This window comes from Flavobacterium sp. PL02, from assembly GCF_035013205.1.
In the GTDB taxonomy this organism is placed as follows: Bacteria; Bacteroidota; Bacteroidia; order Flavobacteriales; family Flavobacteriaceae; genus Flavobacterium.
Genome location: NZ_JAYGJP010000005.1, coordinates 148,539 through 168,005, shown reverse-complemented (window position 1 = coordinate 168,005; position 19,467 = coordinate 148,539). Strand labels below are relative to the sequence as shown.

The 19,467-nt window shown below is 34.3% G+C and carries 14 protein-coding genes; 2 read left to right on the top strand and 12 right to left on the bottom strand.

Annotated features, from left to right (window positions below; all coding sequences use genetic code 11):
- The first annotated feature begins 77 nt into the window (after positions 1–77).
- On the top strand, positions 78–455 hold the full coding sequence (locus SHI72_RS15825; RefSeq protein ID WP_039113901.1) for a DoxX family membrane protein: 378 nt from the start codon (positions 78–80) through the stop codon (positions 453–455).
- Positions 456–631: 176 nt separating this feature from the next.
- On the opposite strand, the gene lpdA is transcribed toward SHI72_RS15825, so the two are convergent.
- On the bottom strand, positions 632–2,035 hold the full coding sequence (gene lpdA / locus SHI72_RS15820) for a dihydrolipoyl dehydrogenase (protein WP_086894349.1): 1,404 nt from the start codon (positions 2,033–2,035) through the stop codon (positions 632–634).
- A gap of 651 nt (positions 2,036–2,686) precedes the next feature.
- Positions 2,687–3,145 (bottom strand): Lrp/AsnC family transcriptional regulator, encoded by a 459-nt coding sequence (locus SHI72_RS15815; protein ID WP_039113898.1) that lies wholly within the window; start codon positions 3,143–3,145, stop codon positions 2,687–2,689.
- Positions 3,146–3,629: 484 nt separating this feature from the next.
- On the opposite strand from SHI72_RS15815, the gene SHI72_RS15810 reads away from it, so the two are divergent.
- Positions 3,630–4,853 carry an aminotransferase class I/II-fold pyridoxal phosphate-dependent enzyme gene (locus SHI72_RS15810; RefSeq protein WP_323490638.1) on the top strand — a complete coding sequence of 408 codons (1,224 nt, stop codon included), beginning with the start codon at positions 3,630–3,632 and terminating at the stop codon, positions 4,851–4,853.
- Between the two features lie 337 nt (positions 4,854–5,190).
- Here the strand turns inward: SHI72_RS15810 and SHI72_RS15805 are convergent, their stop codons facing one another.
- From SHI72_RS15805 to SHI72_RS15760, 10 genes are all read right to left on the bottom strand, one after another.
- The gene (locus SHI72_RS15805; protein WP_039118921.1) at positions 5,191–7,125 is read right to left on the bottom strand and encodes an amino acid permease; all 1,935 of its coding nucleotides are present in this window, start codon (positions 7,123–7,125) and stop codon (positions 5,191–5,193) included.
- Positions 7,126–7,332: 207 nt separating this feature from the next.
- Entirely contained in the window at positions 7,333–8,286 is a 954-nt protein-coding gene (locus tag SHI72_RS15800; RefSeq protein WP_323490637.1) for a YARHG domain-containing protein, read from the bottom strand.
- Positions 8,287–8,822: 536 nt separating this feature from the next.
- Entirely contained in the window at positions 8,823–9,164 is a 342-nt protein-coding gene (locus tag SHI72_RS15795; RefSeq protein WP_323490636.1) for a hypothetical protein, read from the bottom strand.
- 15 nt (positions 9,165–9,179) lie between these two features.
- Positions 9,180–10,838 carry a hypothetical protein gene (locus tag SHI72_RS15790; protein WP_323490635.1) on the bottom strand — a complete coding sequence of 553 codons (1,659 nt, stop codon included), beginning with the start codon at positions 10,836–10,838 and terminating at the stop codon, positions 9,180–9,182.
- 346 nt (positions 10,839–11,184) lie between these two features.
- Positions 11,185–12,900 carry a hypothetical protein gene (locus tag SHI72_RS15785; protein ID WP_323490634.1) on the bottom strand — a complete coding sequence of 572 codons (1,716 nt, stop codon included), beginning with the start codon at positions 12,898–12,900 and terminating at the stop codon, positions 11,185–11,187.
- A gap of 22 nt (positions 12,901–12,922) precedes the next feature.
- Complete coding sequence (locus SHI72_RS15780) at positions 12,923–14,668, bottom strand: hypothetical protein (RefSeq protein WP_323490633.1); 1,746 nt, start codon at positions 14,666–14,668, stop codon at positions 12,923–12,925.
- 182 nt (positions 14,669–14,850) lie between these two features.
- Complete coding sequence (locus SHI72_RS15775; RefSeq protein ID WP_323490632.1) at positions 14,851–16,341, bottom strand: hypothetical protein; 1,491 nt, start codon at positions 16,339–16,341, stop codon at positions 14,851–14,853.
- 172 nt (positions 16,342–16,513) lie between these two features.
- Positions 16,514–16,861 carry a hypothetical protein gene (locus tag SHI72_RS15770; protein ID WP_323490631.1) on the bottom strand — a complete coding sequence of 116 codons (348 nt, stop codon included), beginning with the start codon at positions 16,859–16,861 and terminating at the stop codon, positions 16,514–16,516.
- A 201-nt stretch (positions 16,862–17,062) separates the two neighbouring features.
- Positions 17,063–18,955 carry a hypothetical protein gene (locus tag SHI72_RS15765; protein ID WP_323490630.1) on the bottom strand — a complete coding sequence of 631 codons (1,893 nt, stop codon included), beginning with the start codon at positions 18,953–18,955 and terminating at the stop codon, positions 17,063–17,065.
- Positions 18,956–18,963: 8 nt separating this feature from the next.
- The gene (locus SHI72_RS15760) at positions 18,964–19,464 is read right to left on the bottom strand and encodes a hypothetical protein (RefSeq protein WP_323490629.1); all 501 of its coding nucleotides are present in this window, start codon (positions 19,462–19,464) and stop codon (positions 18,964–18,966) included.
- Positions 19,465–19,467: the final 3 nt, after the last annotated feature.

Below are 19,467 nucleotides of genomic sequence, written 5' to 3'. Positions count from 1 at the left end.
CGTTTTTTAATTATTTAAAAGAAGATTATTTTATATCAGAAATTTTAATTTTTTAACCTATAAAAATCATCTATATCATGAAAATCGCCACTATTATTATCCGAACTTTAATTGGTCTTTTATTGCTTTTTGCATCAATCAGCTTTTTCTTCCACCTTATGCCGGCAGAACCTGCAGCAAACGATAACTTTAAAGCTTTTAATTCGGGGCTGGTTGCTTCAACCTATTTAATGCCACTAGCTAAATCAATAGAGTTAATTTGTGGGATTGCTTTTGTAACTGGTCGTTTTGTAACGCTTGCTAACATTTTAATCCTGCCTATTACCATAAACATCTTATTTATTAATTATTTTATGTCTCCAGAAAACTTACCTATTGCAGCTTTGTTATTTTTAGGTAATATATTTTTGATTTATAGATATTGGGATAATTATAAAACTGTTTTTACAGCGTAATAAAAACGTACTTTATTAGACGCACTGCGTGTATCTCTACAGAACGGTGTGTTTCTACAGAACGACTGTGCGTTACCGAAAATTCATAAAAAAACCCGACAATTAATTGTCGGGTTTTTATTTTTGGTATAATTTGTTATGCTAAAAACGCATTGTAGTGCGTCTCTACAACTTTTTTATACGTGTAATGCTCTGTTATCTGTTGCTGCTAATGCTGCTTCTTTTATTGCTTCTGCAAATGTTGGATGTGCATGACTCATTCTTGAAATATCTTCAGCAGATGCTTTAAATTCCATTGCTGTTACAGCTTCTGCGATTAAATCGGCAGTACGTGCTCCAATCATGTGTACTCCAAGAACCTCATCAGTTTTAGCATCGGCAAGAATTTTAACGAATCCGTCTAAATCTCCACTTGCTCTTGCACGTCCTAATGCTTTAAAAGGAAAACTTCCTACTTTGTACTCTACTCCCGAAGCTTTTAATTGCTCTTCTGTTTGTCCAACAGCTGCAACTTCTGGCCAAGTATAAACTACTCCTGGGATTAGGTTATAATCGATATGTGGTTTTTGTCCTGCTAAGATTTCAGCAACCATTGTTCCTTCTTCTTCCGCTTTGTGAGCTAACATTGCTCCACGAACTACATCTCCAATTGCATAGATATTTGGAACGTTTGTTTGTAAATGATCATTTACTTCAACTTGTCCTCTGTCTGAAATTTTTACTCCAGCTTTATCAGCATTCAATCCGTCTGTGTATGGACGACGCCCTACAGAAACTAATGAATAATCTCCTTCTAGAGTGATTGTTTCTCCTTTTGCATTTTCAGCCTGAACTACAACAACATCGCCGTTTCTTTCTACTGATTTTACTTTATGAGAAACGTAGAATTTCATTCCTTGTTTTTTCAATACTTTAGTTAATTCTTTAGATAATGAACCATCCATTCCTGGAATAATTCTGTCCATGAATTCTACTACTGAAACTTGTGCTCCTAAACGTAGGTAAACTTGCCCAAGCTCGATTCCGATAACTCCACCACCAATAATAACAAGGTGTTTAGGAACTTCTTTTAATGCTAATGCTTCTGTAGAAGTAATAATTCTTTCTTTATCGATTTTGATAAATGGTAAAGATGAAGGTTTAGAACCTGTTGCAATAACAGTATATTTAGCTTCGATTGTTTCTGATGTTCCATCTTCTTTTGCAACTGCAATATGTGTAGCATCTACAAATGAACCTAAACCATTAAAAACGGTAATTTTATTTTTATCCATTAAATAATTAATCCCACCAACAGTTTGGTCTACAACCGCTTGTTTGCGAGCAATCATTTTCTCTAAATTGATTTTTACATCACCAGAAACTTCAATTCCGTGATCTGCAAAATGTTTAATTTCAGCATAATGATGTGAAGATGACAATAATGCTTTTGAAGGGATACATCCTACATTTAAGCATGTTCCTCCAAGCGAATTGTACTTTTCGATTATAGCTGTTTTGAAACCTAATTGTGCGCAACGAATTGCCGAAACATATCCGCCGGGACCTGAACCTATAATGACTACGTCAAATGAACTCATAGTATTTTGATTTTTTATTTTTTAGCGATACAAAATTAAGGAATTAAGTTTTGTTTGAAGTTTAAAGTTTGAGTTTTTTCTCAGGATTTCTTGGACTATGGAAAACTTATTGTAATAAATACATAAAAATGTTAAATTTTATCTCGGTTTTAGCAGAAAATGCAGTTTGTTGATTTAAGATTTTTTGATTTGAAAAATCTCTTGCAAAGACGCGATAACACAAAGTGTAGAGTAAATACTCTTAATCATCTTTTTTTCTCAAAACCTTTTCTCCCAATCTTGTCACTCTGAGGAACGAAGAGTCTCCGCGAGTAGCTCGCCAATTTATGACAAGTTTGTGTTAGTCTTTTATGGAAACCCTTCGTTCCTCAGAGTGACAAGATTGGTGTTATATTATGGATAAACCCATATTGCGGAGACGCACAGCGGTGCGCCTCTACAGTGCGTGTCTACAATGCATCTACCATGAACCTGTCCTTTTTGCGGGGTTTGGACTCCGCTCAACCTTACAGTTTTTTTTGGTATTTCTCGCGAAGACGCTAAGTCGCAAAGCTAAACCTTTGATTCTTTGTACCTCTGAATCTATGTAACTTCAAAAAACCTTTGAACCTTTATTGCTCTGAACCTTTGAACCTAAAAAAACTTAGAGCCTCAAAAAGAAATCACTGTTGTATTTTTTACTTCGCTAATCATAAAGGTGCTTTGTGTACTGCCTATATGCTGTAGGTTTGTGAGTTTAGTTACTAGAAATTCCCGATAGGCTTCCATGTCTTTTACGAGTACTTTTAGAATGTAATCATAATCTCCACTTACGTGATGGCATTCGAGTACTTCTTTTAGCTGTATTACTTCGTTTTCAAATTTGGTTAAGAATTCTTTGGTATGCTGAATGAGTTTGAGGTGACAGAAGACTACAAATCCTTTTTCTATTTTGGATTTATCGACTAGCGCTACATATTTATGAATGATTCCTTCTCGCTCTAGTTTCTTGATTCGCTCATAAACTGCTGTTACGGATAGGTCTAGTTTTAAGGATAACTCTTTGGTTGTTTTTTTACTATCGGTTTGGAGTAATAATAGTAGTTTTTTATCGGTGGAATCTAATATCATAGTTGGTTGGTTTTTTAGTCTGAAAAATAATCTGTTTTGATCTTATTTCAAAAGTAAATTTAGACAATAAATCTAACTAAACATCTATTTATAGTTTAATAATCTAAATATAACAACTATGATTGATTGTTATTCTGATATACTTTTATTTTGAATAAGATTTATGGTGTACTCGGGTTTCATAGCCCCGATAGTAGCGACATCCTTTTTCTTGATATCCTGACGGAGGAAGGGTTTCAAGAAAAAGATATAGCGGATAGCGGGAATAGCTTCTTAAATACAGGTAAAAACTAAAGCTCTTGTTTTTTTTTTTAATTTATTGATTTTTAATTATTTATATAATTTTAACTAGATTAAATGTATCTTTATATATGTTTAAACCTACACAAAACATACTAATTATTAATCGCAAAGAAAAACTGCTCACAAGTTTTTATTGTTTCAATTCCCTAAATCTATTATTTAAAACTTAAAACAAAAACCTATGGAAAATTTCAGCCCAGCAAACTGTATTCAGGATTTACAATATTTCGGAGAATTCGGAGGTGTAAACCCGTCTATTTCGGATTCTTCTACCTATACTTTTCTTTCGGCCAAAACAATGTCGGATACTTTTGAAGGAAATATAGAAGGATGTTATTTATATTCCCGCCATTCATCGCCTAGTAATTTATACTTAGACCAAGCTCTTGCTGCTATGGAGGGGACTGAAACTGCAAATGTTTCGGCTTCGGGAATGGGTGCAATTACACCTACATTAATGCAATTGTGCAGCGCGGGAGATCATATTGTTTCGAGTCGTACTATATACGGTGGAACGTATGCTTTCTTAAAAAATTTAATTCCGAGATTTGGAGTAAAAACGACTTTTGTGGATATAACAAAGTTAGACGTTGTAGAAGCTGCAATTACTCCTGCAACTAAGGTTATTTACTGCGAAACGGTAAGTAATCCTTTATTAGAAGTTGCGGATATTAGAGGTTTGTCTCGCCTTGCAAAAAAATACAACCTGAAATTAGTTGTCGATAATACGTTTTCGCCTTTGTCGGTTTCGCCTGCCAAACTAGGTGCTGATATTGTGATTCATAGTTTGACAAAATATATAAATGGTAGCAGTGATACTGTTGGTGGGGTAACTTGTGCCTCTAAAGAATTCATTAACAGTTTGAAAAATGTAAATAGTGGTGCAAGCATGCTTTTAGGCCCTACGATGGATAGTTTACGTTCGGCTAGTGTGATGAAAAACCTAAGAACTTTGCACATTCGAATCAAACAACACAGTCATAACGCACATGTTCTAGCCGATAAATTTGAACAAGACGGCCTTAAAACGGTTTACCCTGGTTTAAGAAGTCACCCTAGCCACGAATTATACAAAACGATGATTAATCCTGAATATGGTTACGGTGGTATGCTTACAATAGATGTTGGTTCTCTGGCTAAAGCCAATGAATTAATGGAGTTGATGCAGCAACGTAATCTGGGATATTTGGCGGTAAGTTTAGGTTTTTACAAAACTTTATTTAGCGCTCCAGGAACCTCAACTTCTAGTGAAATTCCGCTATATGAACAAGCTACGATGGGTTTAACAGATGGCTTAATTCGTTTCTCGATTGGATTGGATAACGACATCGAGAGAACTTACCAAATGATGAAAGCCTGTATGATAGAGCTTGAGGTTTTAGAAACACAAAACATTTCTTTATAAATAAATTTGCTTAATTTTTAAATTTTGTTTGGATCCGCTGGAGAAATTCTCTTAGCGGATTTTTTTATTTATTAGTTTTATTAGACTTACTTAGACTTCTTAGATTATTAGACTTACTTAGACATCTTGGATTATTGGGTTGTTGTTACTTTTTACTGGTACTGAAAACTGGTACTGAAAATAAAAATCCGTTCTGAATTATACTCAGAACGGATTTTTATTTTAGACTTCTTAGATTGTATTGACTTTATTTGAATAGAACAAAATGTAAAAGCCATTCTGAAAGTATCAGAACGGCTTTTACATTTAACTTTTAACTTTTTACTAAAAGTAGAACTTACTGTTTCTCAACAAAATTCAGTTTACTATTTTTTCGGCTAAAGCCAAAGTATATGCAAAGTCCTATTAGCAACCAAACTGTAAAATAAATCCAGTTCCAAACGCTTAATTCGGCCATCATGTATAAGCAGCAAATTAATCCTAATAACGGAATTAAAGATAAATTTTGTTTAAAAGCCCAAACGGTTAATCCAACCAAAACAATTAAGAAAATCCACATTGGAATTTTATGTTTGAATAAACTTAAACCACTTTCGTATTTTATAGAATCTGCAACTGGTAATCCTGCAATTACACTTGCATACTTAGTTTCATCTTTTTGATATTGATTTAATATTTGCTCTAAATCTGGTTTTCCAGTTGTAGCATTTTTAGCATCAACGGTCACTAAATAATCATATACTTGTTTTGTATGGCTTTTATCTAATGATGTGATAATATCTGCCGATTCATTAATTTGAGTTTCATTGGTAATAAAACTCATTGTTGCTTTTTTGTTGTATCCAAAAGAAAAAACCAATCCGATTATTAATAAAACTGGCATTATGAATTTTGAATTTACATAAGGCGTTTTGAATTTTCCTCTTGGAATATTTGGTTTATTCTGCAATACCAAAACTCCTGCGCAAACTAATACAAAGGCAAATAATGTTCCGATACTACATAAATCGGTTACCATAGTAAGGTTTAGGAATAAAGCTGGAACCGCTACAACAAAACCTGTTACAATGGTTGCGTAAGACGGTGTTTTAAATTTAGGATGCACTTTAGAGAATCGTTTTGGCAATAATCCGTCACGGCTCATGCTCATCCAGATACGAGGTTGTCCCATCTGAAAAACCAATAAAACACTTGCCATAGCCACTACTGCACTTACAGCAATAATTCCTGACATCCATTTTAAATCTAATTTATCGAATACAAAAGCAAGTGGATCTCCTACATTAAGTTGGTTATAACTTACCATTCCGGTAAGTACCAATGCAATTGCGATATACAAAATGGTACATATTATAATTGCCCACATCATTCCTCGTGGTAAATCACGTTGTGGGTCTTTACATTCTTCGGCAGTTGTTGAGATGGCATCAAAACCAATATAAGCAAAGAATACTGCTGAAACTCCTTTAAGAACTCCTGTTACTCCATTTGGTGCAAACGGATCCCAATTGGCAGTATCTACGTAAAAAACTCCTACTGCAATTACTAAAAGTACAACACATAATTTTACAACAACCATGATATTACTCGCATTACGAGATTCTTTCATTCCGCGATAAATTAAAGCGGTAATCAAGATAATAATCAATAAGGCTGGAAGATCGGCAACAAAATGGAATGAACCTATTAAAGGTGATGTTGTCCATGCTGTATATGCTGATTGTAAGGCTGGTTCTAGATTCTCGAATGATTTCCCACCGTGCATTAACGCTGTGGCATCTTTAAATCCGTTAGAAGCTGTTAGATAATCCATTTGAACCCATTGGGGCAAATGTATTCCTCCGCTGGCGAGTAATCCTGTAAAATAATCACTCCATGATATGGCGACGGTTATGTTCCCGACCGAATATTCCATTATCAATGCCCAACCGATAACCCAGGCTATAATCTCGCCAAAGGCAACGTATGAATAGGTATAAGCACTTCCTGAAACTGGAACCATCGAAGCAAATTCGGCATACGCAAAAGCAGCAAAACTACAAGCAATGGCTGTAAAAAGAAACAGAAAAATAACAGCAGGACCTCCATCGGCACTGGCTTTACCTATTGTGCTAAAAATACCTGCTCCTACAATTGCAGCAATTCCAAAAGCGGTTAAATCACGCGCCGTCAAATGTTTTCCCAATGTATTATGACCATCGGCATTATTTTTTTCGACTTGACTTAAAATATCTTGTACAGTTTTTTTTCGAAATAGACTTGAAAACGACATAGGTGTATTTGCTATTAATAATTAATTTCTTTCTGGCTTTTTGCTTTTATTTTACAAATAATGCAAAAATTATCGTGATTTCAAATATATAAAACGATTTTGTTTTGCAACACTTTTGATTGACTTTTATTATTAACTATATAGTTAAAAAAATACATTGTAGTAAAAATCTACTTTTTCAATTTTATAGATTAAGATATGCTTTTTTTATTCCTGAATAAAAGTCATTTTTTTTGCCATCTTTTTTTGCCATCCATAAGGCAAAATCGAATGTCCGTTTTCGACCATAGAATTCATCTGTCCTATGATTTTATCTTGTATTTTCTTTGGAATCGTATAAAATTCAGCATCTAAACTAAAATTCCTTTCATCATCCAAAATCCCATTCTGGATTCGAATCCCAATCTTTTTACCTTTATAATATAATAAGATTTTTATTCTCCCATCATCATATCCATTATATCCGTTTGTACCATAAATTACTATTGGTTCGATAATTCCATCATTATCAAAATCTTCTACATAGACATACTTTGTCCAAAACCAAATACTCTCTTCTTCTTTCTGTTTGAAATCGTTGGTCTCGAAAGTTTTTATCCAACGGTTATTTTCAATTTTAAAATTGAATGCTTTAACGGCATTATTAAAATTATTACCATCAACTGGTTCTTTAAATTTATCTTCTGTCAGGACTAAATAATATTCACCGGTTTTATCTTTATAGTTGTAAACTTTCCAAATATTAAAGTTTATTCCTAATTCTTTTCTTTTTTCTTTTGTGAAAATTTCATTTATTTTTTCTTTCGAAAGGGTTTTGTATTTACTGTTTTGCTCATTCATAAGAAATTCTGAAATCTCACCAATTCGTTGTGTCAGAATTGCGATATTTTTTATTTCGGTATCCGAATAAACAATACTGCTATTATTGGTCACTGGTTTATACCAACTATACTTTTTGAAAATATTGGCATATTCTGGACTCGAAAACACATATCCTTTTCTTGCGTAAATTTCGTTCTTTAATAATTTTAGAGAATAAATATCTTCGTTTTTCAGCTTACTTTCATCAATAAGCTCTAACGAACATTTAGAACAATCTATCTTATTTTGTGCTTTTACAGTAATAGTAATTAGTAAAATTATAAAGAGGTAAAACTTCATTTATATATGATTTGGTTGATTATTGCTTTTTGCCAGCAATTACACAAACTTACATGAATTATTATAAGGTTACAAATTTCATGAAAATGGTTTTTAAGTTACTAATTTAAATTGTCTATAGAGGAACGCGGATGACACAGATTTACTAAAGTAAAGACGCGGATTAATAACGGATTTTTAAAACAATTGAAAAAAAATCCGTCCCGACTCTTCGGGATGGTGTTTTCGCCTTAGCGAATCCGTATCATCCGCATATCATTTTCGCAAAGAGTTAGCCACAGATTTAAAGGATTAAAATGATTTTAATATATAAACAAAAAATAAGTCTTGGATTTAAAAACATTGCGTATCCCTTTGCGCCCTTTGCGGTTAATCCCACATATAAACGCTAAATCAAAATTTCCATTTTCTTAAATCAAAATTTCCATTTTAAAATAAAAATTAGGATTATTAGAACAAAAAAACACCCAAGACTATCGAGAGCAATTAAGCTTTCAATAATCTTGGGTATATGAATTAAAAATTAATGTAAAAATTTATTCTCGTGCTTTATCCTGGATTTTATACATAAAGGCAATTACTTTCGGTAATGTCCAACCAATCCCGAGCGCATAAAACATCGTAACCTCAACGCCAAAATATTCTACTGAAAAACGTAGTGTTAAAAAAATAGCCAGGATTGAGAATACAAGTTCAACTAAATTATCCTGCGTAAAAAACGATAATGAAAAATAATACGGTGTATTACCCGAAGCTTTATCACGTTTGGCAATTTTACCTTTGTAATAAAAAGCCAATCCTATTAAAGCAAAAAATAATCCTGCTAAATAGGTCGGTACATCGGTTGTACCGAGAATGAGGTTTAAAAATTTGTTCATTTTTTTTATTTTAAATTATTTAAAAACCTTTACTTTAAATGTGCCTGATGCAGGATCTTTAGCTGTAGATAAGTCTAAATTACCACATCTAATAGTTACTGTATTAGTTGCCGATACCCACGCAGTGAATTGAATACCTGCTAAAACAGAGGCGTTATCTACGCCCAGAGCTACGCTATCACTAACAGCCGCCCCTGTTACAGTAATTGTCAAATCAGAAGTGCCTCCCGCTGCTATGTTCGGGAAGTTTAAAACAGCCGATCCTGATAATACGGTGTTAGTACTTCCGTCCGCCATTAATAATTGAGTTGGCGAACCTCCTGTTCGTATAAATGAATTAGCTGTTACATTGCCGAATTTATCAACAATGTAGGTAGGGGTAGTATCATTCAGGCCTACAAAGACTTTACCTGAAGAGGTAGCACCCACACTTGATTCTATCGAGTTCCCAGTACCGCTAGTTACAGAGTATAAACCAACCCCCGTACCAGTATTAATTACAGTAATGCCATAATTTCCTGAGTTTTGAACATCCATACCTCGGCCTAGGGAGTTAATTACTTCTATACCCGAGCCCCCCGCGGTGTTAGTAACCTCTAACACTCCAAACGCACTACTACCATTGTTAGTCAACTTTATGCCGTTATTAACGGGGCTATTGGAATTAGTTGCAGATTTTACGCCAGTAAAAGCCTCATTACCTGTTTTATGAATAGCGGTAGGCGTGGTAGGCAAATCTGCTGTACCTCCTATATCTCCAGCTAGTTTAAGTTTTCCTTTTACAGTTGTAGTTGCATCAGGGGTTACTAGACTATTTGCTAAAACAAAAGCAGTTGTAGCAAGTTGCTCAGTATTTGTTCCAACTGTAGCAGTAGCAGCTGTGGGAATACCAGCAAAATTTGGACTTGATAAAGGAGCATAGATTTTAGAATCTACACTTCCATCTGCTTTTAAAAATTGCGATGCACTTCCTCCAGTCTTTATAAATGAATTTCCCGTAACATCGGCTATACTAGAGACTTTAAAAATGGTGGTCCCATTAGTATCAGCCCCTGCATATAAACTACCAGATGCTGCCCCTGTTACTTGTGAAAGAATTACAGGATTAGTATTTACTGCAGGGCCATTTATAACAGTAACACCTCGCCCTGTACCTCTATTTGAGAAATGTCCAGCATTACCAAAACTGTCATTATCTCCATACAAAGCAGCATTTCCTGCACTAGACACTACATATAAGCTACCTGTTTTAGTTTCGTTTCCTGTTTTATGTAATGCACTTGGAGTTGTAGGTGAATCCGCTGTACCTCCTAAGTCTCCTGCTAATTTAAGTTTTCCCTTTTCGGATGTCGTAGCATCAGGCGTTATCGTAAAGCCTTCTAGCTTTACTTTTTCTTCTGGAGATAATAAACCTGCATTTACTGTAGTTGCTAATGGAACTATGGCATCATTTCCTGAACTTGAAAATATAGTACCTCCAGTTGGAGTTGCAGAATAATCTAAATCAACAATTCCTCCTCCAAACTCACTCCTAGGAATAGATTTTACTTCATTATCCGAGCCATGAACTAAAACGTTATCTGTTGGTTCTCCTTCATTTACTGTATTTAACTTTAAATTTTTATTTATTTTATATGTATCTCTTGATGATTCTATTTTTGTAATCTCTTTCATTTATTAAAATTGTTCAGAGTTAAGCTCTTTTGTCTTAACTCTTTATTGATGGATGGTTGATATTTATTTTAATTATGTATGTACAACAAAATATAATACCAAGAAACGTAGTGTAAAAAAAACAGCTAGGATTGAAAGTACAAGCTCTACCAAATTATGCTATGTAAAAAACGATAATGAAAATAATATGGTGTATTACTTGAAGCTTTATCTTGTTTCGCTATTATACCTTTATAATAAAAAATCAATCCAATTAAAGCAAAAGAATAATCCTGCTAGATATATCGGTACATCAGTTGTGCCAAGTATGAGGTTTAAAGATTTGTTTATGAATTTTATTTTAAATTTAAGGTACTATACTAGTATCATAAGATATCCAGCCTGTAGTTGTTTTTTCATAAATTTGTCCACCAGATGCAATTTGAGCCGCAATAACTCTAAAGCTATTTGATGCTGTTGGGTAAGAGGTGTTTAAATCCGATGCTGTCAAAGCTGTCGTAGAAGTATTTTCCACAGTCTTGGATGCCAAATATTCTTTTGTTACCAGAGATCTATCCCCTCCTGATTCAATTAAAGCATTGGTTAAATTAGGTGACGTTATCTCGCCAAATCTACTTTTGCGCATGGCTACATTTCCTACTCCGTCAGCTAGGTTAAGGGTGTTTTCCGCATCAGTTGGCAACCCGCTTACTGCTCCAATTACTACATTTCCTGAACCTGTCTTGATTCCAGAACTTGCTGCGGTGTTACCGCTAATAATAATATTACCTATTCCTGTAGTAAGTCCACCTCCAACAAGTCTGATATTCTCTATCAATATATTTCTTTGACCAGTAGTTAATTCAGATCCTGCCAGATACCCAATAGTAATATTAGTCTTTCCTGTTGTATTTTTGGCTAAAGCTCCTTTTCCTAATACTGTATTCATCGAATCTCCTGTACCAGTATAAGAGCCTTGACCTATTCTAACCCCATTTATCAATTTATCGGCACCACCTAATTCTTGCAGTGATACATTATTAACAATACCTGAAACTGTTGCAGATGTAGGAATATCTACATAATCTTTTACAACTTGAACATTAGGAACCGCATTCACATTTCCAGCACTAGTAATTATCGGTGCAGTTTGAACATTATACATTGTTTGTGTACCATTACCTCTAGCGGCATATACTCTAGGATAACCTACTGGATCTGAATTTATAGACAACTTAGTATCCGCATACGTTTTAACAGCAAACGAAGAGGGTAAAGAAGTAGTAAGAGAACTTAATGTATCTTCTACTGTAAACATTGTGGTATCACCAAGTGTGTCTGTACCATATACTTCATGTGAAGACTGGGAAAATCTCTTAGGCAAATATTTTGAATCCGCGTCGTTACTAGTCAATAAATCTAATTGACCCTCTCCGTCTGTGATTCTTGGTAATACAAAACCACTTCCGTCTTTAGCTGTAGTTAAGCCATGTACTGATAAAGTAGAAAAACCATGCTCCCCTACAAAATTAATAGGTAAATTTGTAGAATTATCCGTTTCTATAGCTTTCTGAAGAGTGATATCATCCTTTGTTGCTAAAGTATAACTCCCACTACTTTTAGCAGGAATTAAAATTTCGCTTTGTTTTGCAATAGGGTCTTCAAATAAAAGAGTTGTTCCATCTTCTCCCTCAAAATCTGTGTCTAACATTTGAGATAATAATATCCTACCATTTAATGCTCCAAATATAGCTTTACGATCACCAAATTTTGATTCAAATTTAACTATTGAAGAATCATCTTTTGCACTAATATACATACCCACATTATTCTGAGTGTTAGGACTTGTATATAAACCCTCCGCAACATTTACAGTAGTATCAAAAACTTGCTGTAAATTTTGCGAACCTCCTCCAAACTCACTCCTAGGCACAGATTTCACTTCATTATCTACCCCATGAACCAAAACATTATCTGTTGGTTCACCTTCGTTTATTGTATTTAACTTTAAAGATTTGTTTACTTTATATGTACCTGATGCAGATTGTACTTCTTCTGATTGTTTTTTTGTAATCTCTTTCATTTTTAAATTGTTTGAAGTTAAGCTATTGTACAGTTGTTACTGAATGTTGTGCCCATCCTGTTAAAGTTTTTTCATAAATTAACGCACCTGCTGTAATAGACATACATTGCACTTTACTACCAATACTAAAAGTTGAATAAGTTGAATTTAAAGTAGCTAAAGACAATACTGAAATAGTTGTATTATCAACCACTTGAACTTTACTTTCTAAATATTTCTTTGTAATAAGAGATTGATCTCCCCCAGAAGTAATAAGAGCATTTGTTAAATTAGGAGCAAGTATTTCACCGTTAGTATTTTTTCTTAAAACTAATCCTCCTATACCATCAGCTATAACTACTGTATTAGATGATGTGGCAGATAAACCTGAAATTTTACCTACGACTACATTTCCACTACCTGTGGTAATACCTGTAGTATTTCCATTATTTGGGGCTATTATTAAATTATTATTTCCTGTTGTAATTCCCCCTCCTTTACCTACAAATCCAGTTCCTGCTATAATAGTATTACCTTGTCCTGTTGTAATTCCACTACCAGCTTGCCACCCCATAACTACATTATACATTCCTGTAGTTTGGCTAGATAGTGCAAACTCCCCAATAGCAATCCCATTTCCTGTTGTATTTTGATACATAGCCCATCCACCAATAGCTACACACCTAACACCATCTATGTTAGAGCCTGCATTTCCTATATTCGATGATAAGGCACCAACTCCAATAGCAATATTATATGATCCAAATTGATTTTTACTTAAAGCACTAGAACCTATTGCTATATTTTGCGTTCCTGTTATATTCAATTCTAAAGCGCTAGATCCAATTGCAGTATTAAAACCACCTGTTGTATTTGTTTTTAATGCCCAATTACCTATTGCTGTATTGCTTTCTGCTGTGGTATTAGCTGCTAGAGTTTCGAATCCTACAGCAGTATTATAAGATGATGTATTTACAGTAAGGGCATTTTCACCTAAAACAGTATTTTCTTCTCCCGTACCTGATCCCTTACCTATCCTTATATTATTTATTAATTTATCAGTACCTCCTAGTTCTTGTAATGGAACATTATTCACTACACCTATAACAGTCGCAGATGCAGGAATATCGATATAATCCTTAACTACTTGAACATTAGGAACCGCATTTACATTATTAGGAGAAGTAATTATCGGAGAGGTTTGTAAATTATACATCGTTTGTGTACCATTACCTCTAGCAGCATATACCCTGGGATAACCTACAGTCGCATCATTTCGATCTAGCTTTGCAGCTATGTCAGTTGTAGTCGCTAATGTGTAAATCCCATCTACAGATGGTGCAGGTAAATTTAAAGTTGTATTAACCAAAGGATTTTCAAAACCAACCGTTGTTGTTGCTAAAGAGACTCCATCACCAACAGAACCTTGCGTCAAAGTTGTTTTTCCATCTAATATTCCGATAGTACCACTGTATGTACCGTATTTAGAGTCAAATAATGCATGAGACTCTCTATCATTTGCCGCAACTGATAATACACTTTCGTTTGTAGCATCAGGACTTGTATAACTTCCTTGTGCAGCTGTTGGTGTATTGTCAAATAGCTGCTGTAATGTCTGTGAACCTCCTCCAAACTCACTTCTTGGAACAGATTTTACTTCATTATCGACCCCATGAACTAAAACATTATCTATCGATTCACCTTTGTTTACTACATTTAACTTTAAAGCTTTGTTAACTTTATAAGTATCTACCGATGATTGTATTTCTTCCTTTTGTATCTCTTTCATTTGTTCAATTTATTTAGAGTTAAGGAGTTCAGTCTTGACTCTTTTTATTATTTGTAATCAATATTTACTCTGAATACTTTCTAAAATGGATGTCTGTATATGTGTTTGAAAAAACAAAGTATCGCAGAAAACCAATTATACCTGAAACTTCATTCAACTCTAATGTTTATTTAATCAATAAATTAAGAATATACTCTTATTTCGATAGTCGCACCTCTTAGCAATCCGTCAGTTGGCATGAAATTAGAACCTCTGGTAATTATTTGAATATCTTTAGTGGCTATTCTTTGAGCATATACTGTACCTCCAAATCCAGCACCTGAAAGCATAATCATACAATAGGTTTTAGATTCGGGGAATCCACCCTCCATTTTTACATAAAAATTACCTATTGACCCATATTCAAAAGTTACCGCTTGCCCTAGGGAATCCTCAAGAACATTTATAACTATTGGTGGTGCTTCTGTTATTTGGGTTATTTGCGCTACATAAGTTTTGTAAGGTACTACAGCTTCATCTAATTGCACTTTTGTAACAAATTGATTATCTAATTTCGCTGCACTTCCTGAAACCGTTCCTTTTACAGATACAGTTCCTTCTACTTGTAATCTGTCAATTCTATTATCAATAGAGTTTCCAATAACGACATTTCCTCTAACGACATTTGTTGTACTTACACCTAGAAATATAGTACCATTGTAAAGACTATTATCTGCAGTGCTATCATTACCCCAACCTGCAATTAAGTGTATATTGCCTCCTAAAGCCCCTAATTTATCATTATTTCCAGCACTAAATTCAGTAGTCCCCGCTATCCCACCTTGAGTATTTCCGGCTTTAACAATTATATTTCCTCCAGAGCCTGGAAACAATGTACCCGACCCAGATGTCACTCCTCCATCTCCTGCTACAACTGTAATATTTCCACCTGTACCAGAAATACCTGTACCAACAACTCCTACCGCAGCACCTCCACCTCCTGATTGTATGTAAATGTTTGCTGCATTTCCAGCTACAACAGTTCCTGTAGTATTAGTATTGTCTCCTCCATTTCCTCCCCTTACTAGTAAGGGGGTTTGAGCATTTAAGTTTGCAATACCAGGCATAACATCCGGAGTTATCAACCTAAGAGTACCTGTTTTTACTTCATTACCTGTAGTATGAATTAAAGTATTACTAGTGGGAATATCACCAATATGAGCTATAATACCATTTTTTGCTTGTAATGTATGTGTAAAATCTTCTGAAAATTGTTCACTAACAATTTTATTTTTAATGTCTTGACCAAAATTTGAAAAAGAGAAGCTATCACTTTCTACTAATACAGATTTACCTGTATTTGCATTTACTACGGTAACGCCCTTCTGTCTTAAACTAGCTGTTTCACCTGTTGATGGGGTTAGAACCGTAACTTCTTGAGGAGATAGTGATGTGCTTCTAACGACAAAACCACTCTCTCCTAATTGTTGAAGCTCTATCGTTTTATTAGATACATTTCCATTACCTAATGTTTCATCTAATGCTTGAGGACCTCCTCCGAACTCACTTCTAGGAACAGATTTCACTTCATTATCTACTCCATGAACTAAAACATTATCTGTAGATTCACCTTTGTTTATCTTATTTAACTCTAAAGTTTTATTTATTTTATAACTATTTATAGGTACTTGCATTTTATCCGATTATTGTTTTTTATAACCTCTTTCATTTACTTGGAGTTAAGCTATTACACAGTTATCATTATATGTTCTCCCCATCTCTCCAAAGGTTTTTCTCTAAATAACATGTTTTTTTAGTGTTAATAATAAATGATATTACTAACAAGAAAAAAAATAGATTTTTAAATTAAATTATTGTGTACACATCAAAGCTTTCTATTTGGCTAATGTCTCTTCGCAAATAATTCCCAGTTATCCAACTCACACCAACATAGCCAATAACCATATAATTAACTTCTAGTTCAGAAGCTTTTACTGGATTAAAATTATCAGGGTGCTTAAATACAAAGAGTTTACCTGTTGGAATGAATCCCATTTTTCCAAATAATTCAGTATGTGCGTTTAGGTCGGTTTTATGTTCTTCAAATAAGGATTTATCTAATTTTGCATTAAATAAACTTACGTATGACTGAGAATCAACTACATGTACATAAAGCTGTGATTTCTCAGCTTTAGTGTTTAGCGTTGTCGACAAGTTTGTAATATTACTTTGGAGTATTTGCTCGTCTTTATACCAAAACGATTGCCATGATGCCCAAAATTGGGCTTGTGTAGGTTTTAAACCTGTTTTAAATCAATTAAAGCAAATAAAAGTCCAGCCCCAGCCAAATAGGTTGCACATCGGTTGTACCAAGAATGAGATTTAAAAATTTATTCTTTTTATTTTTGTTTAAAATTATTTAAAAACCTTCACTTTAAATGTGCCAGATGCCGGATCTCTAGCAGTAACTAAATCTAAATTACCACATCTAATAGTTACAGTATCTATTGCTGAAACCCATGCAGTGTACTGTATTCCTGCTAATACCGAGGCATAATCTACACCTATTGAAACTACATCGCCAATACTTGCGCCTGTTACCGCAATTGCTAAATCAGAAGTTGCACCAGCTGCTACACTTGGAAAGTTTAAAACGGCTCTCCCTGATAAAATTGTACTTACGCTACCGTCTGCCATTAATGATTGAGTTGGTAAACCTCCCGTTTTGATAAAAGAATTTCCTGTTATATTGCCTAAATAATCTATTTTAGATGCAATACCTAGTGTTCCAAATTCCGCAAGACTAGACGTATTACCATTTGCATTTTGCACTCGTAACCCAATTCCACTACTGCTTATTGCTCGAAGCCCGTCACCAGTCAAACTATTGCCAAGTACGCCTATACCGTTTCCACTATGGTAGCCGCTTACAGCTGGAAGTCCTGAACTGGTTATTGTTAAACTTCCTGCTTTAGTTTCATCACCAGTATTATGAATAACATTAGCACCTAAAGCATCTAACTGACTTTTAACAACAACTTGATTGGCTGTAGTAGCAGCATCTGCTGTTATATTGCCATTTACTTGAAATCTGCTACCGTTATCAGTGTAAGTACCCCCATTTTGCACTTTTACATTTCCCGAATTTGAAAAAAATCTCATATTAGCCGTTAAACCATTACCCGCATTAGTCGGGTTTGTAGAAATCTCCAAATCCGATAAAGTCGCTTGCGTGGCAATACTTGCTGTTCTAATCGCATCACGACCAAAATATAAACCTGCAGCCCAGCCATTACCAATGATGTTTACCCTCATTGGTTCGCCTACAACAGGATTTTTAAATGTAACCTGATGCGCTAATGAAATACTGAAAGGATCTGTTATAAGTGACCCAAAAGAAAAAGCACCCCCAAAAGGATTTAGATTTACTGTATTATCAGTATTGAAGATTAATTGATTTGGATTGCCTAATAATTGACTTCCTGTATAATCACCGCCAATAATCATTTTTTGTCTTGCTGCACCTGACACACCTCTATTAGGGCCGATATTAATTTCATTAGATGTGTTATTCATCAATATGTTAAAACCTTGGTAAGTCATATAATTATCAAAATAATCACAATTAAACATTTCGAATTTACTTGTAGTGCCTGTAGGATTCCCGTTAGGCATTATATAAAAGCGTGAAGAAATGTTTGTTCCTGAAGGTCTAAAAACATTATAACCTTGATCCGATGCATAAAATGGCTGGCTGAAAAAAGCAGAAAATTGATTTCTAATCGGCATCAACGATAAACTGTAACTATTTAATGATTCAATAAAAGTAATGTCTGGACGTGAACCAGTAAGAGTCATTTTAGTATTTGTGTTGTCCCAAAGTAGCTTGTTGCTATCTGCCAAACTTTTTACTCCTGTGGTATACGGGATCCTACCCGAGGTAAAGTTTTCTGCATTTTTTACATTAGTAGCATCTGAAACAACTAGTACATCATGCTTTATCTTGTCTTCTGGAGATTGTAAACCAGCATTTGTTGCTGTTACTAAAGGAACAATAGCATCATTCCCAGAACTTGAGAATACAGTACCTCCTGATGGGGTAGCTAAGTAATCAAGATTTGTAGTACTTTTAATTGTAGATATCGGAACATACTTAACAATTTTATCAGCACCTCTTACCAATATACTATCTGATTTAACCCCTTCATTAACAGTATTTAACTGCAAAGGTTTTTCTATCGTATATGTTTTTTGAGCTACAACAGTAAATGATACTGCCAACAGTAAAAACAAAAATATTTTTTTCATCTTTTAAATTAAATTATTGTGTACACATCAAAGCTTTCTATTTGGCTAATATCTCCACCCAAATAATTTCCAGTTATCCAACTAGTTCCAACATACCCAATAACCATATCGTTAACTTCTAGTACAGAAGCATTTACTGGATTAGAATTTCTAGGATACTTAAATACAAAGAGTTTACCCGCAGGAACAAAACCCATTCTACCAAAAAGTTCAGCATGTGCATTTGGATCTGTTTTATGTTCCTCAAATTCAGTTTTATGTTCTTCAAATAAGGTCTTATCTAATTTTGCATTAAATAAACTTGCGTGTGACTGAGAATCGACCATGTGAGCATCAAGTTGTGATTTCTCAGCTTTTGCATTTAGCGTTGTCGACAGGTTTGCAATACTACTTTGTGGTATTTGCTCGTCTTTATGCCAAAACGATTGCCATGATGCCCAAAATTGGGCTTGTGTAGGTTTTAAACCTGTTTTAAACCAGCTTAAAATGGTATTTATATCTGTTGCCATATT